We start from the raw sequence: 20,335 nt of genomic DNA, 5'->3' as shown, positions 1-20,335 counted from the left end.
GAGGTATATTTTTTATGAATAAGTAAAGAAAAGAGGTTGTTTTATATGAAAACACACCCGTACAAATACGAAGTGAAAAAATGGTATGCAATCGGTGAAGCAAACGCAGGCATTGAAGACTTCATCCACGAGTGCAACGAAAGCGACATTGAAATTGTGGACGTCGCATCCCACGTTACAGAGACAGAGGACGGCTTGACATATTCTTTCTTCTTCAAGCTGAAACGTTAAGGAATGCGATAAAAAAGGAGAACAGCTATGGCTAAGGGCATCCAATAACTCATAGAGAAAAAGGAGCCATTATCATGTCAAAAGAAAAAATTGTATTTGTAGAACTGCACCCAAGCAGCAGATCACGCTTCATCCAGTTGGTCGTTCGGAACTGTCCGTTTTGCGGCAAGCGCCATAACCATGGCATGGGGGAAGGATGGCGCACTTCGCATTGTGTGAATAAAGATTCCGGCATTCCGGCCATGCGCGGCTCGTACTATCTGAAAATCGATTGGTCCGTTCCTGCTCACGCCAAGCTGAAAGAACGATACAACGATGTGATGAAAGAGGGATATTGATGAAAGAAAACCTATACAACCCAACCGAACTGCAATCAATCATCGACCGCACCAAAGAACGCCTGCAATCCATCGATGCCCGCGCGCCGCACTTTGAAATGAAGGTGGCTTCCATCCAAGCGCAAATGGACAAGCTGCAGCAGACCATGACCGGCGCGATCCATCAGTACAGGGAGATCGGCAAGGACATTCGCTCATTTGAAATCGCACTCGCCCTTCTAAGCGAAGAGGAACGGAAACACTTCGACTTTCTGGACATTCCGGCACTCAAACTCGAACAGTCAAAGCGTCTGGAATCCTTGCTCATTGTCCTGGATGAACCGCTGCCAGGTACGCCGTACCAACAGTTTCAGTGGAAGGAGGAAGGTGAGTGAGGAGTCTACAAGAATACGATTACATGAAACTTGAAAGTATGTGGCGTAGGTACCATGAATTAGCGCGATCTATTGTCAATGAACCCTCGCCGGTCCGCAAACAGAACATGTTGAACATCACGCGAACTATCGAAACGATATTCAATGAAGCGAATCACGACTATAAGAATATCGCTAGGCTCATGTTTTGGGAGGGATATTCGGCAGACGATGTGGCTATTCAATTGTCAATGCCTAGAAGTAAAGTCAGACGAATGAAGCGCTGCATTCTTGAAGATACGGCGACAAATATCTGTTGGGTGTAAATAATTCATAGCAGGGGAGGGGTGACTGTGAAGCACACCGCAGACGATTACGGAGATATGAAGTGGCAGATCTATCACTTAGCACAGGGACTCACGCGGGCCAGGCGGATGGAGAAGCATCGGGCGGAATGGTTTGAAGAACTCTATGAGAATATCATCTACCCAGGTTCTAACCTTGATTACAACAATCCAAGCGCCTACAGCAGTAGGACGGAAACGCAGGCAATACGCATTGTAGAGCTGAAGGAACGCTATGACAAGAAGATTCAACAGGAATACGAGAAGCATTTCAGATGGAAGGACTTACTGGCATGGGCGGGCGACAGTGACCGTATCATCATGATCCGCTACTTCCAGAAGAAGAAGTACATCGAACCGGACATCATCATTCGTGTGTTGGATCGTCTGCATGAGCGTTTGCATTTGGAAGAAGAATCTTTAGGTCGTGAGCGCGATCAGGAAGCAAGAGAGAAGATGAAGCTCCACCGCAAAGACTTCTTCGATAAGTACCAGGTGAAACCACTTCTCGATGATTCAGAAAAGCAAACTGTTCTTGTCAACGGAAGATTTGTTCAAATGTCTCAAGAAGAATATGAAAAACATAAAAAAGAACGGGAGATTAAGGCGGAAGAGTTTCGAGCGGAACTGCTGCGGAGGTGTGAGGGAGTATGACACCCCCCGGTTTCGGGGTTCAGCTTCCTAGGAAAACCCGGCAACCGGTTGGGGCCTCGTTTCCGTAGATTTTTGAGCGTTCTTCATACAACCCTACCCCAAAAGACAGGAGGTGCCATAAATGGTGGTGATTCATGACAGAGAAAAGCGTGTGAAGAAAGAGGAAAAGCGTTTGCTCAAATTGTTCAGCGATGTCCCGGAAAATAAGTTGAAGGTGGCGGAGGGTCTCATTATCCAGGCGGCTAGGCTAAGGGTTCTGCTGAATGATATGTGGGCGGATATCAGCGAGAACGGTGATGTGGAATTGTTCAGCCAGTCGGAGAAGTTGGACCCTTACGAGCGGGAGCGCCCGGTTGCGAAACTATACAACAATCGAGACCAAGCGTATCAGAGAATCATTAAGCAGCTGACGGATCTGCTGCCGAAAGAAGACGGCGAGAAGGAATTGGATCCTTATCGTGATTTGTTATAACGAAAGGTGGAAAATTTATGAACAAAAATTGGCTATGGCCTGTTGTGGCATCTAGTAGTCGTGGCAGCATACGCATAGACGGGGCAATTGTACCAGAGCCACAAAGAGAAAGTGGCGACATGAGCGCCGTGGAATTCGACCGGTTGCTAAAGGGTTTAGGCGATGTAAAGAACGTGGATTTGTACGTTAATAGCGGTGGGGGAAGCGTATTCGAAGCCGCTGCCATTGTAAACATGATGAAGAGGAGCTCGGCTAGCTTTACGGCTCATGTGGACGGCCTGGCAGCTTCTGCAGCATCTGTGATAGCTTGTTCTGCCGACAAGCTTGTGATGCCAGATAACAGCTTCCTTATGGTCCATAACGCTTGGATGATGTTGGCCGGGAACGCTGACGAGATTAGAAAGCAAGCAGACGATTTGGAGCGCATCAATGAAAATACGGTCAAGCAGGCTTATCTGAATAAGTCATCCACGTTGACCTATGCCCGCATCACCGAACTGATGGATGCAGAGACATGGCTTACAGCATCGGATGCTTACGATCTGGGGCTTGCTGATGAAGTGGTAGTCGGAAAACAAGTGGCTGCAGTGTTGAAGCCTGAATTTGCGGCTAAGTATTCCAACGCGCCGGCCGCACTAGTAAACATGCATACCCAGCCAAAGCAGGGGAAAGCATCTGTAAAACCAGTCTTTGACAATGGTTATATAATGACTTTCGTCAATGGGATGGAAAAATGGTTGGAAGGCAAGCAGAAAGAGCGAGAAGCAGAACAGCAAAAAGAAGAAGAAATGCAGTCAAGACGCAAAGCTTATCTAAAGAAATTCTACGACTTACTAGACAAATAAGGAGAGATATTACCATGGAAGCAATTAACACGAATGATTATTTTGTAGAATCCAAGAAAGCCATTCAACTGGTGTTGGATCGTGAAGAGGAACTAAGCCGGAAACTGAAAGCGCATGAGCGACTGCAATTAGTGAAGAAGCATAAGGATTCAGCGAAAACAGCTGAAGAATACGAAGAGCTTGAGCAACATGAAAAAGAACTAGAACGGAAAATTCGTTTTCGCCAACTTTCAGAGCCAGCAATCCCCGAACAGCACAGGGAAAAGGTTCTTCGCAATCTGAAAACAGAACAGCTGCAGCAAGCTGAAAAATTGAACGAATTGAAAGGGCAACTGGCTGAACAGATTTCTTACATGAAAGAGAACATCATTCCTTTGCTGAAAAGCATTCATGATTTAGAAGCGATGGACAAGGTGACAGATCAGGTGAATATCATTCTGGACGCTGAAATTGGAGAAAATGTCCCGTTGCCGGTATATGCGAGAATAAAACCGTTTGTCAGTCAGGGATATGTGCCGCGTGCCGGGATGGCGCTCCGGGATGCTCAAAAAGCAGTAGACGAACTATCTAAAATCACTGTTCCCATTGAAACTACAGGACTACTATCATTCTTGAAACGAGGTAGAAAATAATGAACGCATTCGAACGTGAAGTGGCTGAAAGAGAAAACCTTACACCGAAGTTTAGTTATCCATACGAGGTGGAGCCGATTACGGACCATGCTATTGATTTCTTTGCCATCTATTGCAGAGGGAATGGCCCAATTCCTAGAGACCAGGCGGAACTTAAGCAAATCCGGAAGAATTTTGACCTTGAGAAGTCGCCGTTTGTTGGCAAGATGACATTCCATTATGATGATCCGTCCGAAACTGAAGCTGAACGAATTGCGGATGTCAAAAACCTAGCTATCAAGAACATGGCTGATCGGCACGTGCCGGGAATCTATCATCACAATAGCAATGCCAGGAATCCTTATCTTGCATTAGTCGAGGGCAAGGATTATGAAATCAAAGTTGGTAAGAAGATCGTTCATGAACAACCGAACCGTCTTACGTTCGACGATATCAAGGCACTGTGAGAGGGGGGAACCCTCTCTCTTTCTATAAAAGGAGGTGATAATGATGCAAGTAACAAAAGGAAGACTGTGGGTAGGTGCTCGCTCCATCCCGGTCGGGTTCGGTCCAGCCACGCCAGATATCTACCGCAAGACATTTAAGAGCAACTTCTGGACGGATATGGCCATTGAATGCAGCCGTACTGAAGGGAATTACGACATCCCGAAGACGGAACGTATAGCTTGGCAAGTCCTGTGGTCGCTGGTGCGGACTGTGAATGCGAAGGTTCCAAAGATGGATGAATGGGTGAAGCAATTCGATAGCTCTTCAGGGGTTGAACTGATGACGGAAGCGTGGAATTCAATGCAGAAATGAGGTGAGATGAATGGCAGGAAACAGAGTAATATCCGCTGTCCTTACGTTGAGGGACAAGGACTTTTCAAGCAATGCCAAAAAAGCCACTTCCGCAACAAAGGAAATGGAACGGAAGCTGAAACACGCGAACAATACAGTGAGCCAGTTCAGCAGATCGGCTTCAGCGGGATTGAAAAATGTCGCCACGAGCGCTGCAGGAATGGCGGGAGCTATCGGAATTACAAAAGCATTTTCTTCTGCAGTCGGTATGGTCAAAAGTTCTGTTACGAGCGCATTTGACCGGATCGATACAATGGAGCAATTTAAAAACGTCCTAGAAGTCATGACGGGTAGCGCCGAAAAAGCCAACGCCACACTGGAAGCTACACGAGAGATCGTGAAGGGTACGGCGTTCGGATTGGACGTAGCTGCGGGGGCCGTTCAGGGCTTTGTTACAGGCGGAATGAAGGTCGAGGACGCCACGCGCGTAATGGGCTCCCTGACGGATGCTGTCGCGTTCTACACGAAGGGCACGAACGATGAGCTGGGCACTGTCACCGACGCTTTCATCAAGATGTCCACAAAGGGCAAGGTCAACATGGAGCAACTGGGACGTGTCGTGGAAGCCGGTATTCCTGCGGTTGATATTTATGCGGAAGCCATCGGAAAGAGCACTGCGCAAGTAGCTACGGAGATTTCCAAGGGCAAGGTGGATGCGAAGTCATTTATGGATGTTCTTGACGAAGCACTCGCGAACGGCACGAAGAAATTTCCGGCTCTCGAAGGGGCGGCTAAGAATGCCGGCGCATCGTGGAGCGGAACATTCGGCAACATGAGAGCGGCGGTCACCCGGGGTGTTACGGGAATCATTGAAAGTATCGATAAAATGCTGAATGACAAAGGCTTACCGGATATGCGCTCCATGGTGGCGAATTTCGGCAGTAAGTTCGAAGGTGTACTGATGAGCGCTGCCGGTGCAGTTCCTGCATTGTCTGGCGCGGTTGTGGGAATGTACAATGCGGTACAGCCGGGGCTTGCATGGATAAAAGACACGGCCATTCCGGGGATAAAAGATAAGATTGTCAATATGTACGAAGCGTCCCAACCGGCGCTGAACTGGATGAAGGATGTCGCGTTTCCGGGCATTAAAGAAGCTGTCGGCTATGCCGTTGATAAGTTCGCGGATATGTACAACTATGTCGTAGACAACTGGTCGCTGATTGGTCCGGTGGTCGCGGGAGTAACGGCGGGTGTATTAACATATAAAACAGCCGTTGCAGCGGTAAGCGCAGCCCAGGGTACTTGGAAGCTGATCACAGCCGGTGTAACAATGGCGCAAACAGCACTGAATGCCGTTATGGCGGCCAATCCGATTGCGATTGTCACGCTAGCTATCGCGGGACTTGTCACAGGGGGCATCCTACTGTGGAAGAACTGGGACACTGTGAAGGAAAAGGCACAAGGGTTGTGGGATAAGATGAAGCTGGTCGGAGAGGGGATTTCTACAGCGTTTTCCCTAGCCTTTGATAAGGTGAAGTCAGCGGTAGGGTCTTCCGTCAACTTCGTAGTAGACAAGATCAATGACATGATTGGAATTATAAATAAGATCCCCGGCGTCAACATCCCAATTGTGCCCCGTGTCGATTGGGGAGCGGCGCAGTCGGCAGTAGCCCAGTCGAGAACACAACTATCTGGCGGCCCTGCATTGGCTTCCTATGACGTCGGTACAAACCGGGTTACTCACGATCAGGTAGCTCGCATCCATAAAGACGAGATGATTGTTCCTGCTGTTCAGTCGAGGAATCTGCGACGTCAGGGCATCACGATAGATAACATCGACCAGGCGCGTCCACAGAGGACAGTGGGTGTTCCGACATCGACTTCAGACAATGGCCTGTCTGCAAGGATTGATAGACTGATACGGGCGATTGAGGGCATGCCGAAGGGTGATGTCAACGTAACAATCGATGGTTACAACAAATCGGTGAATGAAATTCTTGGCGAAATGATTCCGCAGCTGAAATTGCGTTTGGCGAATATGTAACAACCACAAAACGAACCTACCCGGCGTCAATTGGGCAGGTTCGTTTTTTTTTGTGGTCATTTTATATATCGGTTCCTGATAATGTTCAAATATTTTCCAATCTGTGTTATATTTGAACCATCATGTAGATGGGGGATGTTCAGATGAAACGAGTAATTTTTATCTTGGCATGTTTTCTATTAGTGGGGTGTAGTTCGTCAAATGATTCTAAGCTATCCATGCAGTCATTTGTCGATGCTTTTGAAGGGGAAGGTATCCAGGTAGACGCTAGTGAGAAGCCGATGTATTCCATGATCGGCGCGAAAGACGGCGTTATTTTCTACAATGAAAACAATCCGGTGAAAATCTATCAGTTTGATTCAGAAAAGGACATAAAGGCAGCGGAAGAAGCATTGCCGGCGGCGAAGGACTGGGAGCAGAATGGCCTGTTCTTATTGGAGACTTCTGATGATGAAGCGAAAAAGATATTTACAGATGTGAAATAAGTGTGCGTAGGAGGGGCTTCGGCTCCTCTTTTTTGTATAATCGAGGAAAAGGAGATTTTAACCAATGCACCATAAACTTTTTATCCGCCGACGCGAAGCGCGCATGAAGCAAACGGAGGTCGCAAAGATCCTAGGCATCCACAACGCAACGTACTGCCTGAAGGAAAGCGGAAAGTCGGACTTCACACTCGGGGAAGCGAAGCAGCTGGCCCGTATATTTAAATGTACCTTGAATGATTTGTTCGAGGATGACTGTGAGATAGGCGGAAAAGTCGTTGATTGAAATAAAGGTGGATCGCGAACTGATCGAGCAATTAATTGCGAACGAATTAAAAGAACAATTCAACGCAATGTCACCCAGATTTACCTTCTGGGATATGAAAGAGCTCTGTCGGCAGACCTGTATGAGCGAGCCGTTCATTAAGAAACAGTTTTTCTATGATAAAGATTTCCCGAAGTTTCGTGTGGGAAGGAAGTGGCTCTTTCCTGCAAAAGAGACGGAGGAGTTTTTGATTCGGTGGTTGAAAGCGAAAGGGAAATGAGAAGGGCTTGCGTAATTGTTAGCAACCCTATTTCTTCTTCTCTTTTTTATGAATAGGGAATCCAACCTTCTTTGCGTGATCGATGATTTTCTTGGCTTCCTTTGCAGCATCTTCTTTTTTCGTCATGATATAACCCTCCACATTTATTCTGTAATACTACCAGTATGGCCACGCCTGCCCTCTTTCATACTTCTCCCCTACCAGACATATAGTAGGGACACAAGGACACATTCGATATGAAAAACAGGAAAAGAGGGAGCCGGAATGACGGTGGGGGAGCGAGAGAGGAAAGTTCGGAGCGATAAGAAACGTGATGTGAAACCGACCATACCCATGGAATTAAAAGATACCATCTACCGGATATCATATATCACAAATACACCCGTGAAGGACGTAGCGGAAACAATCTGCCTGCATGGGATTTCTTCTAAAAAAGTGATGGACGTTTTGTCGTGGAAGTTGCGTAGATCCGTCATGTTAGCGAACACAATGTACATGGGGGATATGAGCCGTCCTTCTTTGCAACGGAAGGGAACTGTGGGGGCGAGCGAAAGAATCACCATTCGATTCAAACAAGCTGATTATGAGAACTTGTCCGCCCTGGCGTTTGGATTGGACGTCACACCCTCGAGAGCCACAGCGCTTCTCCTGGACGCTAGTGTACGGGATAAGGACTTTATCAGGGAATACTTCGAAGGGTATCTACAGAAGCAACTGGACGACCGTAGAATGGCGGAATTGAAAACGGTGCTGAAGTATCTTAATGAGAACAATCCATACGAAGAAGAAATATCGTTCGGCATGTTACTGTCCTACTTGGTCGAGGAGATCCGGGACAGTGCGGCTACGGCGGCGGAAACGTTGTCAGTGTTTATTAAGAGGTGGAAGTGATTCCGGGCTATGTGCTTAATGCAGATAATTCCGTAATAGTGTACACTGAAAAATGACGAGAACTAATCATTAAACGGTTTGTGCATGTTCACGTTTTGTTCATGTTCATGTTCAAATTCGTGCAAATTCATTGGTGGGATAAAATGAGAAACGTTGATACAAAGGCGTTTCCGCTCGCTGTTTTCATCTGTTTTAGCGGACAAAGTATAGTGTATATAATACCAGAGTAGGAGTGGATCGAGAAATGGCGAATGAAGAGAAACCGAAACAAAAAATGGGATTCACCATCATAAAGAACGATCCGACTGATGGGCATAAGGGATTCGGCATCGGGTCGCTGTCGCTTGAGAACGTGTCGCCTGTCATTGTCGACGTTGAAGCGGAAGAGGCGAGGATCGAAATCGGTGCGATGCATGCGCGCAGTGATACCGAGCGGGGCATCAAGTTCACGACGAACCGGGAGGATTCCGAGGGCGGGAAGCCGTACTGGCTCGTCTGGGTGACAATTGATTTCAACGAGGAAGGCCCGTATTATGCCGGTGTCACGGCGTGTGAAATGGTCATTAACCGGGAGAAGCGACGCGGCTACAAGATACTTGCGGACCATGTGAACCGGATGGATAAGTCCATGAAGCGCCAGATCATCGTCGACCAAATGGATGATAAATCGAAACGCATCTTGGCTGATTTCCTAAGGAGCCATAATCCCGAAATGTGGGAGCGGAGCGAGCCGAAACTGCATATCGACCTCGGCGAGGACTCCCCTCATTTATGAAGAAAGTGTGACATTTGCCCATTACGGCCAAATCCATGGTTGAATGTGCGGCAGAAAGGCAGTACACTAAAATTACAGCTTGCCAATGTAAGCTAGGACAACCGGAATTGTGCAGCCATGCACTGTTTCATCCAACCCAAGCTGATTCAGCCGCTGGAGCACGTTTCCGGTAAAAAAGCCATCCATTCCTGCTAGCGGAGTGGATGGCTTTTTTGCTGATTCTATTCAAAAAAGGAGAAGGGGAACAGTTCAAATGTGCCGGTGCTGTCATCCTGCCCATTTTTCCGCTGCTCGCGAAGGGCCGGGTCGGTGCACAGTTTTTGCGGCAGATCCTTTTCTTTCAAATAGACGACCCGCTGTTTTGGGCATTCGTTGACAGCGATGCCGCCCGTCTCGATGTCCACAATGGCGCTGCTGACCCCTTTAGGCGGAAGGAACGGCTCTTCCGGCAGGCCGGCATGCGCCTCTTCCATAAAGTCGATCCAGATCCTTTTTGAAGCGGCCTTATCTTCGAAATCGGTCAGATGCTGGCCGACGTCATAGCCTGTCCAGATGCCCGCCGTGAGCGAGGGCGTGAACCCGATCAAATACTGGTCGGAGATGGTCGTACCGGATTTCGCGGCGTACGGACGCGACTGTTTCGCGCGCATCGACAGTCCGGTCGATGTCAAATAGTCGTTGAAGACAGGATCGAACATGCCCGTCATCATATGGGTGAGGAGAAATGCGTCCTGCTCGGTGATCGCCTGTTTCTTCGTCTTTTTCGGCTTCTCATAAACCGTTTTGCCATTCGCGTCCGAAATGGACAAGATAGTCGTCGGCTCCACTTTCAGGCCTCCTGACGCGATGCGGTTATAGGCGTTCGTCATTTCCTTCAGCGTCACGTCGGATGTGCCGAGTGCAATGGCGGGTGATTCCTGATACTTCAAGTCGAGACCGAGCCGCTCTGCCATCTTGTTGAACTTTTTGTATCCGACATCCTCGATCGTTTTGACGGCGAACACATTGTCCGAAATGGCCAGCGCTTGTGACAGGGAGATTGGATGGTCGGCGAACTTACCGTTGATATTCTTCGGTTCATACGTCGAGCGTCCTTCATCATACGTGAAAACGGTCCGCTCCACTTCTTTGAACGTCAGCGGGCTGTAGCCTTCTTCCAGGGCCGCCGCATACAGGATCGGCTTCATGGCAGAGCCGGGCTGCCGTTTCGCCTGTGTCGCCCGGTTGAACGGACTCTTTGCATAATCTGTGCCGCCGACCATTGAGGTGATGTTGCCGGTTTCATTCTCCATGGAAATGAAAGCCGTCTGGAGCTCGTTATCCGGCATCCACTTCTTCACCATCTCCTCCGCCGTCTTCTGATGGTGGATATCGAGCGTCGTGCGGATCGTCCAGCCGCCTTCCGCCGGGTAGCGCCCTTTTTCACTTAAAATCTGCTCGGCTTCCCGCCACACTTCATCGAGGAAATACGGAGCGACCCGGCGCATATCGGCCCAGTCATCCGTCTTCAGGGCGACCTGTACTTCTTTGGCGCGCTCTTCCATTCGCTCGGTGATGAAGCCCTGATTCTCCATGAGGGACAGGATGAGCAATTGGCGGTTCCGCGAGCGCTCCGGGTTATCGATCGGGGAGTAGATGGATGGCCCCTTGACGATCGCCGCGATGACTGCAGATTCTTCAAGCGTCAGGTCTTTCGCAGACTTTGCGAAATAGAACCGGCTCGCGGCCTCAACCCCGTACATCCCATGGTCAAAATAGACTGTGTTCAAATACCCTTCCAATATGGTGTCCTTGTCGTAAAACAATTCCATCCGGTAGGCATACAGCGCTTCTTTGATCTTCCGATTCCATGATTTCTCGTGTGTCAAAAACAGGTTCCGGGCATACTGCTGGGTGATCGTGCTCGCGCCTTCGCGCATGCTCATCGTCTTGATATCCTTCAGCACGGCGACCGCAAGTCTCCGGTAATCAAACCCGTTATGGTCGTAGAAGTTCCTGTCCTCCGTCGCGATGAAGGCGTCGATCAGGAAGGGGGACACGTCCTCGAGCCCGACCCAGTACCTGCGCTCCGCCGAGAACTTATCGCCGATCTGCTTGCCGTTCTTATCCAGGAAGACAGTCGCTTTCGGCACGCTCAGCGACGGGGCGCCCGCGATCTGCGCATAGATCCGGAGGCAGATGAGCATCGTGAAGGCGGCCGACAGAGCGGTGACGACAAGCAGCAGGCAAGTGCGCCAGATCCGCCGCCTCTTTCTTTTCTTGATAAAATCCGACCGTTTCACCGGGCCCCACCTCCGTCATTTTCTACCCCCCATTATTGGTTAATCGGCTAAGGATTAAACGGTGCGGCCTGGGAAAACTTCACTGCCGCACAGCAGCAGGAAGCCCGTGCATAGATGTATTGGAATTAACAGCTGAAAAACGGTATAATGGATAGATATTTGAACAGGAGGATGATGGCTGTATGAATTCCTCATCTAACGGGAAGCCCGTCACGGTCCGCCTTCAGTCGGTGATCCGGCACCCCGGGCAGCCGGAGGACAAGCATGAATTCATGGCTTCGGGCACATTTCTTACAAAAGCCGGCCAGGATTATCTGCGATTTGAAGAAGACATGAACGGCCAGGCTGTACGGACGACGGTGAAGCTGGGGGAAGAGGACGCGATCATCATGCGGAGCGGCGCGGTGAATATGCGTCTGCCGCTTGGAGGCGACGGATTCCGTCTTGGCTCGTACGGCAGCGGACCGGCTTCATTCAACTTACATGTCCGCACAAAAACATTTTCGCATAGTACGGAGCGGCCGCTTGCAGGGGCTTTGAAAGTGACCTATGAACTGCATGACGGCGAAGCGCTCCTTGGCACGTATACATTGCACATTACATACACGGAGGGAAAAAGATGAACGCAGTCGAAAAGATCCAGGAAGACATCCGGGCGGCATTCCGGAAAGCGGTCCAAGCGGCAGAACTTGTAGAGGGGAATGAAATCCCTGAAATCATGCTGGAAACGCCGAAGAACAAGGAGAACGGGGACTATGCAACGAATATCGCGATGCAGCTGACGAAGCTGGCGAAAAAGCCGCCGCGCGCCATTGCGGAAGCGATTGTGGAGCATATGGATAAGGAAGGAACAGCGATCGAGTCGGTTGAGATCGCGGGTCCGGGCTTCATTAACATCCGCCTGAAGAATGAACTGTTAGGCGAAGCCGTCAAGGCGGTGCTCGAACAAGGGGAGAGCTACGGCCGGTCGACATTCGGCAACAACGAGAAGATCCAAGTGGAATTCGTCTCCGCGAACCCGACTGGCGACTTGCATCTTGGGCATGCGCGCGGGGCATCCCTCGGCGACTCGCTTTGCAACATCCTCGATTTCGCAGGATACGACGTCTCCCGCGAATACTACATCAACGACGCAGGCAACCAGGTGAACAATCTTGCGAGGTCGGTGGAAGCGCGTTACTTCCAGGCACTCGGCCTTGATAAAGAGATGCCGGAAGACGGCTACCACGGCCAGGACATCATCGAAATCGGGAAGAAACTTGCGGAAGAGAACGGCGACCGCTATGTCCATATGAACGAGGACGAGCGCTTCGAATTCTTCCGGAAATATGGCCTCGAGTACGAGCTTGCGAAATTGAAGAAAGACCTGGACGATTTCCGCGTCCCGTTTGATACATGGTTTTCGGAGACGTCACTGTATGAAGACGGCAAGATCGGCATCGCGCTCGACAAGCTCCGCAGCAACGGACATGTCTACGAAGAGGACGGCGCGACATGGTTCCGCTCGACGACTTTCGGCGACGATAAGGACCGGGTCTTAATTAAGAACGACGGCTCCTACACATACTTGACGCCGGATATCGCGTACCACGAGGACAAACTGCGCCGCGGATTCGATACGCTCATCAACGTCTGGGGCGCCGACCACCACGGCTATATCCCGCGCATGAAAGCGGCAATCGAGGCGCTTGGCTACGACCGCGACACGCTCGAAGTCGAAGTCGCCCAGATGGTGCAGCTGTACAAAGACGGCGAGAAATTCAAGATGAGCAAGCGGACAGGCAAAGCCGTCACGTTGCGCGAACTTGTCGAGGAAGTGGGACTCGACGCAGTCCGCTACTTCTTCGCGATGCGCTCAGGCGACGCCCAGATGGACTTCGACCTCGACCTCGCCATCTCGCAGTCGAATGAAAACCCGGTCTACTACGCGCAATACGCGCACGCGCGGATTTCCTCGATCTTGCGCCAGGCGGAAGAGAAAGGCTTAGCTGCGTCAACCGATCATCTTGACCTGCTGACGAGCGAAAAGGAAGCTGAACTGCTCAAGAAGATCGGCGACTTCCCGAAACTCGTTGCGGACGCTGCAAGATTACGCTCGCCGCACCGCGTCACGACCTACATCCAGGAACTCGCAGCGACCTTCCACAGCTTTTACAATGCGGAAAAAGTGCTCGACCCTGACCACAAAGACCTGTCCGAAGCGCGTCTCGCTCTCGTCACAGCAACGCGCATCACGATCGCAAACGCCCTCAAACTGATCGGCGTCGCGGCACCGGAGCGGATGTAATTTTGCGCCCATCGTCCTTTTTGGATGGTGGGTGTTTTTTTTGCGTAGCGCGAAACATGACGCTGGTGGAGGGGTTGCGTACGTAGGCGTGTATGTTGCTTACAATTGGGCCGTTATTGCTTGTTTTGGCGTGGAGATTGCTTGCAGCGGCGAGTTGTTGCTTGTTCTAAGGAAGGCATTGCTTGCTTTTCGAAGCGTATTGCTTATTTTGCAGGTAAAAATCAGGTTTCTTTGCAATCGTTCTGAAAGATGAATGAATAGCCGGAAGAAAATGATATGATGGCATAACAGGTTCTATCTGATTTGAGCAGGAAAAAAGGGGGGGCAGCATGCTGCAACGAGTGATAGACCAATTAAAGCTGAATGTGATTTCCATGAACGAAGTCGAAGATTCCCACAGTTCCACTGTCTATAAATGCAAGCTGCTGAATGAGGAAACTGTCTTTTTGAAGATTCCATATACCCAATTGAAGTGCCAGCGGGAGCTGGAAGCCTATGATATCTTGAAGAATCGGGTTTCCACGCCTGAACTGCTGGATCATTGGCCGGGTGACGAGGAATGTCCGGGTGCTTTCGTATTATCGGGATTAAAAGGCCGGCCGCTGACGAGTAAGGATTCCCCTGCTGTCTCTTTCCAGGTAGGAATTCTTCACGCCTCCATGCATCAAATTCAGCCGCCGGATAGGGAGCTGACAGGCATTCAGAATGAATTTCCGGGTTGGATGCATTTTGTGGAACGTCAATTTAGAAGTTTCGCAGAGGATGTAAAGGAGGTATTGGACGAAAGCTTATACAGAAAGTCCATTGAAAAGTTCGAGGAGATGAGACACCGGCTTCCTCCTTCTGATGGACCCGGTTTCATCCATATGGATTTTCGTCCAGCCAATATTATCGTGGACGGAGAGAACGTGTCCGGCGTGATCGATTTTGAAAGTGTCCGTTTCGGTTCGACAGAAGTTGATTTCACCAAATTGTATCGTGACTTTTTACGCTTTGATGATCGTTTGTTCCAGTCCTATCAAGAGGGCTATCGGACGGTAAGGCCCTTGGCCGATGTAGAGGCGGTGCTGCCTTTTTACCGGTTTACAGACGCGTTCAACAGTATTGGCTGGTGCAAGCGGCGGGGTCTAAAGAAGAATGCTTCATTTTACGCGGAAAACCGTATGATCTTGGAAGAGTTTTTACGGTAGGAAAATAACACAGCGCACGAGTGCGGTCTGCTGAGGGGATGGCTAAGTTGAAGAAAATTTTATCAGAAACAGAAAGACTGGTAATACGGCCGTTGCAAACTACGGATTATGAACGCTGGCTGGAGGGATGCCAGAACAGGCTGCCTTCTCAGCACAAGTACGATGATGAAAAAATGGACTTGACTAGCTGGACGCAGGAAAAATTCAGTGAAGAAGTGGTAGCGAACTTTCAAGGACTAGCTGACAGGGATGAAATATATGTATTGGGCATCTTTCGGAAGACGGATCACAAACAGATTGGCAAGGTTGAAATTTGCACACTGATGAGACATGAATTCCAGTGGGGATTGCTTGGGTATACGATACATAATCAGTACTGGCGCAAAGGCTACGGCAAAGAAGCGGTACGAGAGACGCTGAATATCGCATTTGAACGTCTGGGATTCCATCGCATCGAAGCTCATATCAATGTTGATAATGAGCCTTCAATCAGGTTGGCAGAAAGCGTCGGCATGGCATATGAATGCACGAGGAAAGGGTTTATACATGAATTTGGCGAGTGGACGGATAACCTTGTGTATTATATGAATGCCAGGTGAAGTAAGAGCAACACTATTTCAATATATAATATGGATAGGATTGTAGATTTACAAGACATGCCCCATATTGAGTATGAAGGAGAAAAAGAATCATGAGGAAGATATCTGGATTTTTAGTTATACTGCTCTTTGCGGCTTCCGTTTTAATGGGATGCAGCCAAGACATGGAGAAGATTCCACTGCGTAAAGTGAAGGGTGACGGGCTGACATTCAGCCAATATTTCAAGCCTTATGACGGTCTGGACCAGAGGGAGAAAGTTACGTATTACAAGCCATTTTCACTAAAGGATGCACCAGCTTCTATTCCAGATCATTTCCGTCAGGCGCTCGACGCATTCGATCAAGATCAGCTGCCGTTCAAGGTGGACGAAGAGAAAGTATATGTGGTTACGTCCAAAGGGAAGGATGGCAACTTGCAGAAGCAGGTACAAGTGACGTATGCCAGCAAGGATGAGTACGAGAGCATAGACGAGTTCTTCATCGTATCGATTACTGACGTAGATAAAAACCCGCTTGCCGCTTATAAGATGACAGGAGATGTGGACACGGTCGGCAATCAATTGATCCAGGAACCGCTGATGGGTGATCTTTTCATGTATCAGCAAGTCCGCACGACGGATAGTGCCTTGCTGTACCGGTACTATCAGGAAGATGAGGGACGTATCACGGTCGTAGGAACTGCGGCGAATGAAATCTATGCGTATCATAACGGGCATGTGTATCATGTTGGTTATTCATTGAATCCGGAAAAGGCGGATGAAGACGTGCATAAAAAGATGCTGCAGCTTGTTCGTGATTATATTGCAGCTGGCGGATTTCTGTTGAACGATCTCACTGGTTTGTAAAGTAGGAAACAAGAGTAGACAGGGAAAAGGTTGATCTCACAATTTGAGAAATCAACCTTTTGTAGTGAACGACCCATCCATCGTCCTTTACGGATGGCGGGCTCTACGAATCGGGATGCCATAGAAGACTAGTCATACAAAAACGGGGATCAGTCTTTGTACGCTTTTCCAATCGTTTCATGGCCGAGCCAGCTTCCGAGCAGCAATAAGATCGCCGCCAAATAGGTGATATTGGAACTGAGCACTGGAATCTGCCAAGCCGATAGTTTGTGGATCAAGAGCGTACCGACTTTGGCAATCAGTAAAAGGATACCAAGCAAACCGATTGCGTCAATGACATTATTCCATATGGGGAACTTCAGTTGCTTTCCCTTCTCTTGAATATCGTTCTTCAACGAATCATCTCCTTTCAGCAATTCATCTAGCGTACTGTCAAAAATTTCACTTAACTTCAACAATGTCTCAATGGAAGGATACGACTGACCCCGCTCCCATTTTGAGATGGACTGCCGGCTGATGTTCAGTTTTTCAGCCAGCTCTTCTTGAGACAACTGCAACTCGTTTCGTTTTTCTTTTAATTTGTCTTTGAATTCCATGTCCTCATCTCCTATGGCTCGTTAACTATATGATACCATTCTCATTACTTAAAGAACCGCGTAGTTGCACGGTGTAACCTAGTAGTTGCATCCCATTCGCATAGCGGTTCCAGAGGGTTTTTTAGGTGGAATATAGAGTTGGATATGTATGATGCGAAGCAGTCCTAACTGGCTTATTCTAAGAAACCATTCGTGCAGTCTGTTAGGACATGTAAGAGGAAAGAAGAATTTTTCACGCCACCAGGCTTTGGGTTGTACTAGGAGAAGGGAGAAATGCAGATGTCTAGAAATATCAACATACTGTATTGTATTTTGGGGAGTGCGGTGCTTGCTTTGTTAAATGCGCCTCTGCTCAGTTACGCAAAGCTTGGAATCTTGGGAGGAAGTACTTTTGGAGAATTGCTGGAACTGCTTGCTGATATCCTATCACTGGCGGGCTTTCTGCTCCTCATCTATTTTTCAATCAAATTAATAATGAATAACTATAAACACATCGATTGATCACGGCAAGGGTTCATGCTGAGCACACAACTATTCTACATGGGGGGGAGAATGTAAATGGAAGTCCTATTATCTATATTTGCGTCTGTCGGTATTTTTGGCATGCCTATTTTGGGTATTATTTTTTGCGTGAATCTGGTGGAAATCATCAAGAAAGTTAAACGTGATCAGCCGACCGCGTCGAATACGTTCTGGATGACTACTTCTTTCATTTTGATTACATGGAGCCTTGCTTCGTTCCTTATGATTCTATGACTTGCTTCTGATCTGCGTTTGAAATGAAGCTTCTCAGCGGCACATCGACTCGACTTCTTCCGACAATCTATCGACAACTTAAAATTTTGTAGTATAATGGTTCAGAACACCAATTACATATCCAAACGTGAAGGTGCCTAAGTCGTAATCGGCTTGGGTTAAAAGGGAAGCCGGTTCGAGTCCGGCGCGGTCCCGCCACTGTACGTGCGAGCTATTCCGCGAAAGGCCACTGGAGAAATCCGGGAAGGTGCGGAGAAGGCGTCGAGCACAAGCCAGGAGACCTGCCTTCGTGGATCACCCGAGATGCCTACGCGGATAGGTTCGGTTGCAGCCGGCTGCTTTTCGCATGCCCGGTTCCGCTGAGCGTATCCTCCGTCATCCGAACGGGGGATTTTTGTTTGGGATTCAATAGGAGGAACTACGGATGAAGAAGTTTTGGCAGTTATGGCTGACGGCCATTCTGGCGACATTCCTGCTGGCCGCTTGTGGCGGTACGGCGGATAATGCAAAAAAGGATGACACACCGGCGACGTCGCAGACGGACACGGGAACGTCTGAAGAGGCAACACAGGAGGAAGCTGCATTCCCTGTCACCTTGACCGATGCGCTCGGCAATGAGGTCACGTTTGAAGAAGCACCGAAAACGATTGTTTCCATGCAGCCGAGCAACACGGAAATCTTGTTTGCACTTGGCTTGAATGATGAAATTATCGGCGTCAACGATTATGATGATTACCCGGCGGAAGCACTAGAAAAAGAGAAGATCGGCGGAATGGAATTCAACGTCGAGAAAATCATCTCCATGAACCCGGATGCCGTATTCGCGCATGAAATGGGGCAAAGCACAGGGGAAGAAGGCTGGCAGCAGATCCGCGATGCGGGCATTCCTGTGTTTGTTGTGAAAAATGCGATGAACTTTGACGAAACATACGAAACGATTGAAACGATCGGGGAAGCGACTGGCAAGAAAGAAGAAGCGGACCAGATCGTATCGGATATGAAAGCGAAAGTGGATGAAGTCGTCGCAAAGACAAAAGATGTCGAAAAGAAACGTGTCTTCATCGAAACATCCGACGCACCTGAGATCTATACACCAGGAAAAGGGACATTCATGCAGGAAATCTTCGATATGATCGGTGCGGAGAACGTCGTGACGGAAGAAGGCTGGGTCATGATCAGCCCGGAAGAGATCGTCAAACAGGATCCGGATGTCATCCTCATCATGTACAGCTATGTGCCGGATATCATTGAAAGCGTGAAAAACCGAGATGGCTTCGCAGACATCAAAGCGGTGAAAGAAGACCGTGTCGTACAGGTCGATGAGAACTTGACGAGCCGCACAGGTCCTCGCCTGGCGCAAGGTTTGGAAGAAGTGGCGAAAGCGATCTACCCTGAGGCGTTCAGTGAATAAAACGGCAATGGCCTACCTCGTCAGTGCCGCGGCGCTCCTCGTCGCAGTCTGGCTCGGGGTGTCCATCGGTTCGGTGAAGGTGCCGATCAGCACTTTATGGGATTCATCGGATACGACAGCAACGAATATATTATGGAAAATCAGGATGCCCCGCGTGATCCTTGCCGGACTCGTCGGCGCATCGCTCGCGATTGCCGGGGCGGCCTTCCAAGGGCTGCTGAAAAACCCGCTCGCGGATCCATACACCCTCGGAGTGTCCTCCGGTGCCTCTGTCGGTGCCGTTGTGACGCTCTTTTTCGGCTTGTCGATCCCGTTCCTCGGCACCTACACCCTCCCCGTTTTCAGTATGACGGGTGCAGCCATCACCATGTTCCTCGTCCTCGGATTCGCGAGGCTCGTCGACCGCTCGATGAAAATGGAGACGATCATCCTGACGGGCATCATCTTCGGGTCGTTCCTCGGCTCGGTGCTGTCCCTCATGATCGCGCTCACCGGAGAGGAGCTCCGCCAGATCATCGGCTGGCTGCTTGGCAGCGTATCGATGCGCGGCTGGAAGTACATCGTCATGGTGCTGCCGTTCGTCGTGATCGGTTCCTTCATCCTCTGGCTCAACCGCCGGGAATTGAACGCGATGCTGTTCGGCGAGGAGCGGGCGCATCACTTGGGCGTCAATGTGAGACGCCGCAAGTTCATGATCCTGATCGGCGGCTCGGTCCTGACGGGTTCCGCCGTCGCCGTGTCCGGAACAATTGGATTTGTCGGACTCGTCGTCCCGCATATGACGCGGCTTCTCTTCGGCTCGGACCACCGCCATCTGCTGACGCTGTCCTTCATGAACGGAGCGACATTGCTCATCATCTGCGACCTTATCGCGCGGACGATCATTTCGCCGTCAGAGCTGCCGGTCGGTGTCATCACTTCGTTCATCGGCGCGCCGGTGTTCGCGTATATCTTTTACAGGCAGCGCCGGAAAGGGGTGATGTAAG

The 20,335-nt window shown here is 49.5% G+C and carries 26 protein-coding genes and 1 riboswitch; of the genes, 24 read left to right on the top strand and 2 right to left on the bottom strand.

What is annotated here, in order from left to right:
* Positions 1 to 45: 45 nt before the first annotated feature.
* The 15 genes from ACZ5FK_RS07915 to ACZ5FK_RS07845 all read left to right on the top strand — a co-directional run bounded on the left by ACZ5FK_RS07915 (position 46) and on the right by ACZ5FK_RS07845 (position 9,383).
* The gene (locus ACZ5FK_RS07915; RefSeq protein WP_464804394.1) at positions 46 to 231 is read left to right on the top strand and encodes a hypothetical protein; all 186 of its coding nucleotides are present in this window, start codon (positions 46 to 48) and stop codon (positions 229 to 231) included.
* 74 nt (positions 232 to 305) lie between these two features.
* Positions 306 to 569 carry a hypothetical protein gene (locus tag ACZ5FK_RS07910; protein WP_464804393.1) on the top strand — a complete coding sequence of 88 codons (264 nt, stop codon included), beginning with the start codon at positions 306 to 308 and terminating at the stop codon, positions 567 to 569.
* Positions 569 to 943, top strand: a complete 375-nt coding sequence (locus ACZ5FK_RS07905) for a hypothetical protein (protein WP_464804392.1) — start codon at positions 569 to 571, stop codon at positions 941 to 943. The genes ACZ5FK_RS07910 and ACZ5FK_RS07905 overlap by 1 nt, the downstream gene beginning before the upstream one ends.
* A gap of 332 nt (positions 944 to 1,275) precedes the next feature.
* Entirely contained in the window at positions 1,276 to 1,920 is a 645-nt protein-coding gene (locus ACZ5FK_RS07900; RefSeq protein ID WP_464804391.1) for a hypothetical protein, read from the top strand.
* 121 nt (positions 1,921 to 2,041) lie between these two features.
* Complete coding sequence (locus ACZ5FK_RS07895; RefSeq protein ID WP_464804390.1) at positions 2,042 to 2,392, top strand: hypothetical protein; 351 nt, start codon at positions 2,042 to 2,044, stop codon at positions 2,390 to 2,392.
* Between the two features lie 17 nt (positions 2,393 to 2,409).
* Entirely contained in the window at positions 2,410 to 3,237 is an 828-nt protein-coding gene (locus ACZ5FK_RS07890) for a head maturation protease, ClpP-related (RefSeq protein ID WP_464804389.1), read from the top strand.
* A gap of 14 nt (positions 3,238 to 3,251) precedes the next feature.
* A complete protein-coding gene (locus ACZ5FK_RS07885; protein ID WP_464804388.1) occupies positions 3,252 to 3,869 on the top strand; it encodes a hypothetical protein in 618 nt (205 codons plus the stop codon).
* A complete protein-coding gene (locus tag ACZ5FK_RS07880; RefSeq protein WP_464804387.1) occupies positions 3,869 to 4,315 on the top strand; it encodes a hypothetical protein in 447 nt (148 codons plus the stop codon). The genes ACZ5FK_RS07885 and ACZ5FK_RS07880 overlap by 1 nt, the downstream gene beginning before the upstream one ends.
* Before the next feature lie 43 nt (positions 4,316 to 4,358).
* Positions 4,359 to 4,667: a hypothetical protein gene (locus ACZ5FK_RS07875; RefSeq protein ID WP_464804386.1), complete on the top strand. Its 309-nt coding sequence runs from the start codon at positions 4,359 to 4,361 to the stop codon at positions 4,665 to 4,667.
* A 10-nt stretch (positions 4,668 to 4,677) separates the two neighbouring features.
* Positions 4,678 to 6,690 (top strand): tape measure protein, encoded by a 2,013-nt coding sequence (locus ACZ5FK_RS07870; protein ID WP_464804385.1) that lies wholly within the window; start codon positions 4,678 to 4,680, stop codon positions 6,688 to 6,690.
* Positions 6,691 to 6,833: 143 nt separating this feature from the next.
* Positions 6,834 to 7,175, top strand: a complete 342-nt coding sequence (locus ACZ5FK_RS07865; protein ID WP_464804384.1) for a putative periplasmic lipoprotein — start codon at positions 6,834 to 6,836, stop codon at positions 7,173 to 7,175.
* A gap of 64 nt (positions 7,176 to 7,239) precedes the next feature.
* Positions 7,240 to 7,458 (top strand): helix-turn-helix transcriptional regulator, encoded by a 219-nt coding sequence (locus ACZ5FK_RS07860; protein ID WP_464804383.1) that lies wholly within the window; start codon positions 7,240 to 7,242, stop codon positions 7,456 to 7,458.
* The gene (locus ACZ5FK_RS07855; protein ID WP_464804382.1) at positions 7,451 to 7,717 is read left to right on the top strand and encodes a group-specific protein; all 267 of its coding nucleotides are present in this window, start codon (positions 7,451 to 7,453) and stop codon (positions 7,715 to 7,717) included. Before ACZ5FK_RS07860 ends, ACZ5FK_RS07855 begins: the two co-directional genes overlap by 8 nt.
* A gap of 264 nt (positions 7,718 to 7,981) precedes the next feature.
* Positions 7,982 to 8,608, top strand: coding sequence for a hypothetical protein (locus ACZ5FK_RS07850; protein ID WP_464804381.1), 627 nt, complete (start codon positions 7,982 to 7,984; stop codon positions 8,606 to 8,608).
* Positions 8,609 to 8,852: 244 nt separating this feature from the next.
* Positions 8,853 to 9,383, top strand: coding sequence for a YwhD family protein (locus tag ACZ5FK_RS07845; protein WP_464804380.1), 531 nt, complete (start codon positions 8,853 to 8,855; stop codon positions 9,381 to 9,383).
* A gap of 221 nt (positions 9,384 to 9,604) precedes the next feature.
* Here the strand turns inward: ACZ5FK_RS07845 and ACZ5FK_RS07840 are convergent, their stop codons facing one another.
* Complete coding sequence (locus tag ACZ5FK_RS07840) at positions 9,605 to 11,665, bottom strand: transglycosylase domain-containing protein (protein ID WP_464804379.1); 2,061 nt, start codon at positions 11,663 to 11,665, stop codon at positions 9,605 to 9,607.
* A gap of 182 nt (positions 11,666 to 11,847) precedes the next feature.
* Here ACZ5FK_RS07840 and ACZ5FK_RS07835 point away from each other — a divergent pair, with 182 nt between their 5' ends.
* The 5 genes from ACZ5FK_RS07835 to ACZ5FK_RS07815 all read left to right on the top strand — a co-directional run bounded on the left by ACZ5FK_RS07835 (position 11,848) and on the right by ACZ5FK_RS07815 (position 16,586).
* The gene (locus tag ACZ5FK_RS07835) at positions 11,848 to 12,288 is read left to right on the top strand and encodes a YwiB family protein (protein ID WP_464804378.1); all 441 of its coding nucleotides are present in this window, start codon (positions 11,848 to 11,850) and stop codon (positions 12,286 to 12,288) included.
* Positions 12,285 to 13,952, top strand: a complete 1,668-nt coding sequence (argS, locus tag ACZ5FK_RS07830) for an arginine--tRNA ligase (protein WP_464804377.1) — start codon at positions 12,285 to 12,287, stop codon at positions 13,950 to 13,952. Before ACZ5FK_RS07835 ends, argS begins: the two co-directional genes overlap by 4 nt.
* A 329-nt stretch (positions 13,953 to 14,281) precedes the next feature.
* Complete coding sequence (locus ACZ5FK_RS07825) at positions 14,282 to 15,142, top strand: aminoglycoside phosphotransferase family protein (RefSeq protein ID WP_464804376.1); 861 nt, start codon at positions 14,282 to 14,284, stop codon at positions 15,140 to 15,142.
* Between the two features lie 47 nt (positions 15,143 to 15,189).
* Positions 15,190 to 15,741 carry a GNAT family N-acetyltransferase gene (locus tag ACZ5FK_RS07820; protein ID WP_464804375.1) on the top strand — a complete coding sequence of 184 codons (552 nt, stop codon included), beginning with the start codon at positions 15,190 to 15,192 and terminating at the stop codon, positions 15,739 to 15,741.
* 92 nt (positions 15,742 to 15,833) lie between these two features.
* Entirely contained in the window at positions 15,834 to 16,586 is a 753-nt protein-coding gene (locus tag ACZ5FK_RS07815) for a hypothetical protein (protein ID WP_464804374.1), read from the top strand.
* 149 nt (positions 16,587 to 16,735) lie between these two features.
* Here ACZ5FK_RS07815 and ACZ5FK_RS07810 read toward each other — a convergent pair whose 3' ends face one another.
* Positions 16,736 to 17,182, bottom strand: coding sequence for a helix-turn-helix domain-containing protein (locus tag ACZ5FK_RS07810; protein ID WP_464804373.1), 447 nt, complete (start codon positions 17,180 to 17,182; stop codon positions 16,736 to 16,738).
* A gap of 279 nt (positions 17,183 to 17,461) precedes the next feature.
* Between ACZ5FK_RS07810 and ACZ5FK_RS07805 the strand changes: the two genes are divergently transcribed.
* The 4 genes from ACZ5FK_RS07805 (at position 17,462) to ACZ5FK_RS07790 (ending at position 20,334) form a co-directional block, all read left to right on the top strand.
* The gene (locus ACZ5FK_RS07805) at positions 17,462 to 17,683 is read left to right on the top strand and encodes a hypothetical protein (RefSeq protein ID WP_464804372.1); all 222 of its coding nucleotides are present in this window, start codon (positions 17,462 to 17,464) and stop codon (positions 17,681 to 17,683) included.
* A 57-nt stretch (positions 17,684 to 17,740) separates the two neighbouring features.
* On the top strand, positions 17,741 to 17,938 hold the full coding sequence (locus tag ACZ5FK_RS07800; protein ID WP_464804371.1) for a hypothetical protein: 198 nt from the start codon (positions 17,741 to 17,743) through the stop codon (positions 17,936 to 17,938).
* A gap of 114 nt (positions 17,939 to 18,052) precedes the next feature.
* A riboswitch (cobalamin riboswitch) is annotated at positions 18,053 to 18,241 on the top strand.
* A 121-nt stretch (positions 18,242 to 18,362) separates the two neighbouring features.
* Entirely contained in the window at positions 18,363 to 19,349 is a 987-nt protein-coding gene (locus ACZ5FK_RS07795) for an ABC transporter substrate-binding protein (RefSeq protein WP_464804370.1), read from the top strand.
* Positions 19,342 to 20,334 carry a FecCD family ABC transporter permease gene (locus ACZ5FK_RS07790; RefSeq protein ID WP_464804369.1) on the top strand — a complete coding sequence of 331 codons (993 nt, stop codon included), beginning with the start codon at positions 19,342 to 19,344 and terminating at the stop codon, positions 20,332 to 20,334. Before ACZ5FK_RS07795 ends, ACZ5FK_RS07790 begins: the two co-directional genes overlap by 8 nt.
* Position 20,335 lies beyond the last annotated feature (1 nt).

This window comes from Sporosarcina sp. GTC18466 (assembly GCF_055389225.1).
This window is presented reverse-complemented; position numbering and strand designations above follow the sequence as displayed.

Bases quoted from the DNA above. Each gene is read 5' to 3' on its own strand.
- ACZ5FK_RS07915 (WP_464804394.1), top strand. From the start codon at position 46: ATGAAAACACACCCGTACAAATACGAAGTGAAAAAATGGTATGCAATC.
- ACZ5FK_RS07910 (WP_464804393.1), top strand. From the start codon at position 306: ATGTCAAAAGAAAAAATTGTATTTGTAGAACTGCACCCAAGCAGCAGA.
- ACZ5FK_RS07905 (WP_464804392.1), top strand. From the start codon at position 569: ATGAAAGAAAACCTATACAACCCAACCGAACTGCAATCAATCATCGAC.
- ACZ5FK_RS07895 (WP_464804390.1), top strand. From the start codon at position 2,042: ATGGTGGTGATTCATGACAGAGAAAAGCGTGTGAAGAAAGAGGAAAAG.
- ACZ5FK_RS07890 (WP_464804389.1), top strand. From the start codon at position 2,410: ATGAACAAAAATTGGCTATGGCCTGTTGTGGCATCTAGTAGTCGTGGC.
- ACZ5FK_RS07885 (WP_464804388.1), top strand. From the start codon at position 3,252: ATGGAAGCAATTAACACGAATGATTATTTTGTAGAATCCAAGAAAGCC.
- ACZ5FK_RS07880 (WP_464804387.1), top strand. From the start codon at position 3,869: ATGAACGCATTCGAACGTGAAGTGGCTGAAAGAGAAAACCTTACACCG.
- ACZ5FK_RS07875 (WP_464804386.1), top strand. From the start codon at position 4,359: ATGCAAGTAACAAAAGGAAGACTGTGGGTAGGTGCTCGCTCCATCCCG.
- ACZ5FK_RS07870 (WP_464804385.1), top strand. From the start codon at position 4,678: ATGGCAGGAAACAGAGTAATATCCGCTGTCCTTACGTTGAGGGACAAG.
- ACZ5FK_RS07865 (WP_464804384.1), top strand. From the start codon at position 6,834: ATGAAACGAGTAATTTTTATCTTGGCATGTTTTCTATTAGTGGGGTGT.
- ACZ5FK_RS07860 (WP_464804383.1), top strand. From the start codon at position 7,240: ATGCACCATAAACTTTTTATCCGCCGACGCGAAGCGCGCATGAAGCAA.
- ACZ5FK_RS07850 (WP_464804381.1), top strand. From the start codon at position 7,982: ATGACGGTGGGGGAGCGAGAGAGGAAAGTTCGGAGCGATAAGAAACGT.
- ACZ5FK_RS07845 (WP_464804380.1), top strand. From the start codon at position 8,853: ATGGCGAATGAAGAGAAACCGAAACAAAAAATGGGATTCACCATCATA.
- ACZ5FK_RS07835 (WP_464804378.1), top strand. From the start codon at position 11,848: ATGAATTCCTCATCTAACGGGAAGCCCGTCACGGTCCGCCTTCAGTCG.
- argS (WP_464804377.1), top strand. From the start codon at position 12,285: ATGAACGCAGTCGAAAAGATCCAGGAAGACATCCGGGCGGCATTCCGG.
- ACZ5FK_RS07825 (WP_464804376.1), top strand. From the start codon at position 14,282: ATGCTGCAACGAGTGATAGACCAATTAAAGCTGAATGTGATTTCCATG.
- ACZ5FK_RS07815 (WP_464804374.1), top strand. From the start codon at position 15,834: ATGAGGAAGATATCTGGATTTTTAGTTATACTGCTCTTTGCGGCTTCC.
- ACZ5FK_RS07810 (WP_464804373.1), bottom strand. From the start codon at position 17,182: ATGGAATTCAAAGACAAATTAAAAGAAAAACGAAACGAGTTGCAGTTG.
- ACZ5FK_RS07805 (WP_464804372.1), top strand. From the start codon at position 17,462: ATGTCTAGAAATATCAACATACTGTATTGTATTTTGGGGAGTGCGGTG.
- ACZ5FK_RS07800 (WP_464804371.1), top strand. From the start codon at position 17,741: ATGGAAGTCCTATTATCTATATTTGCGTCTGTCGGTATTTTTGGCATG.
- ACZ5FK_RS07795 (WP_464804370.1), top strand. From the start codon at position 18,363: ATGAAGAAGTTTTGGCAGTTATGGCTGACGGCCATTCTGGCGACATTC.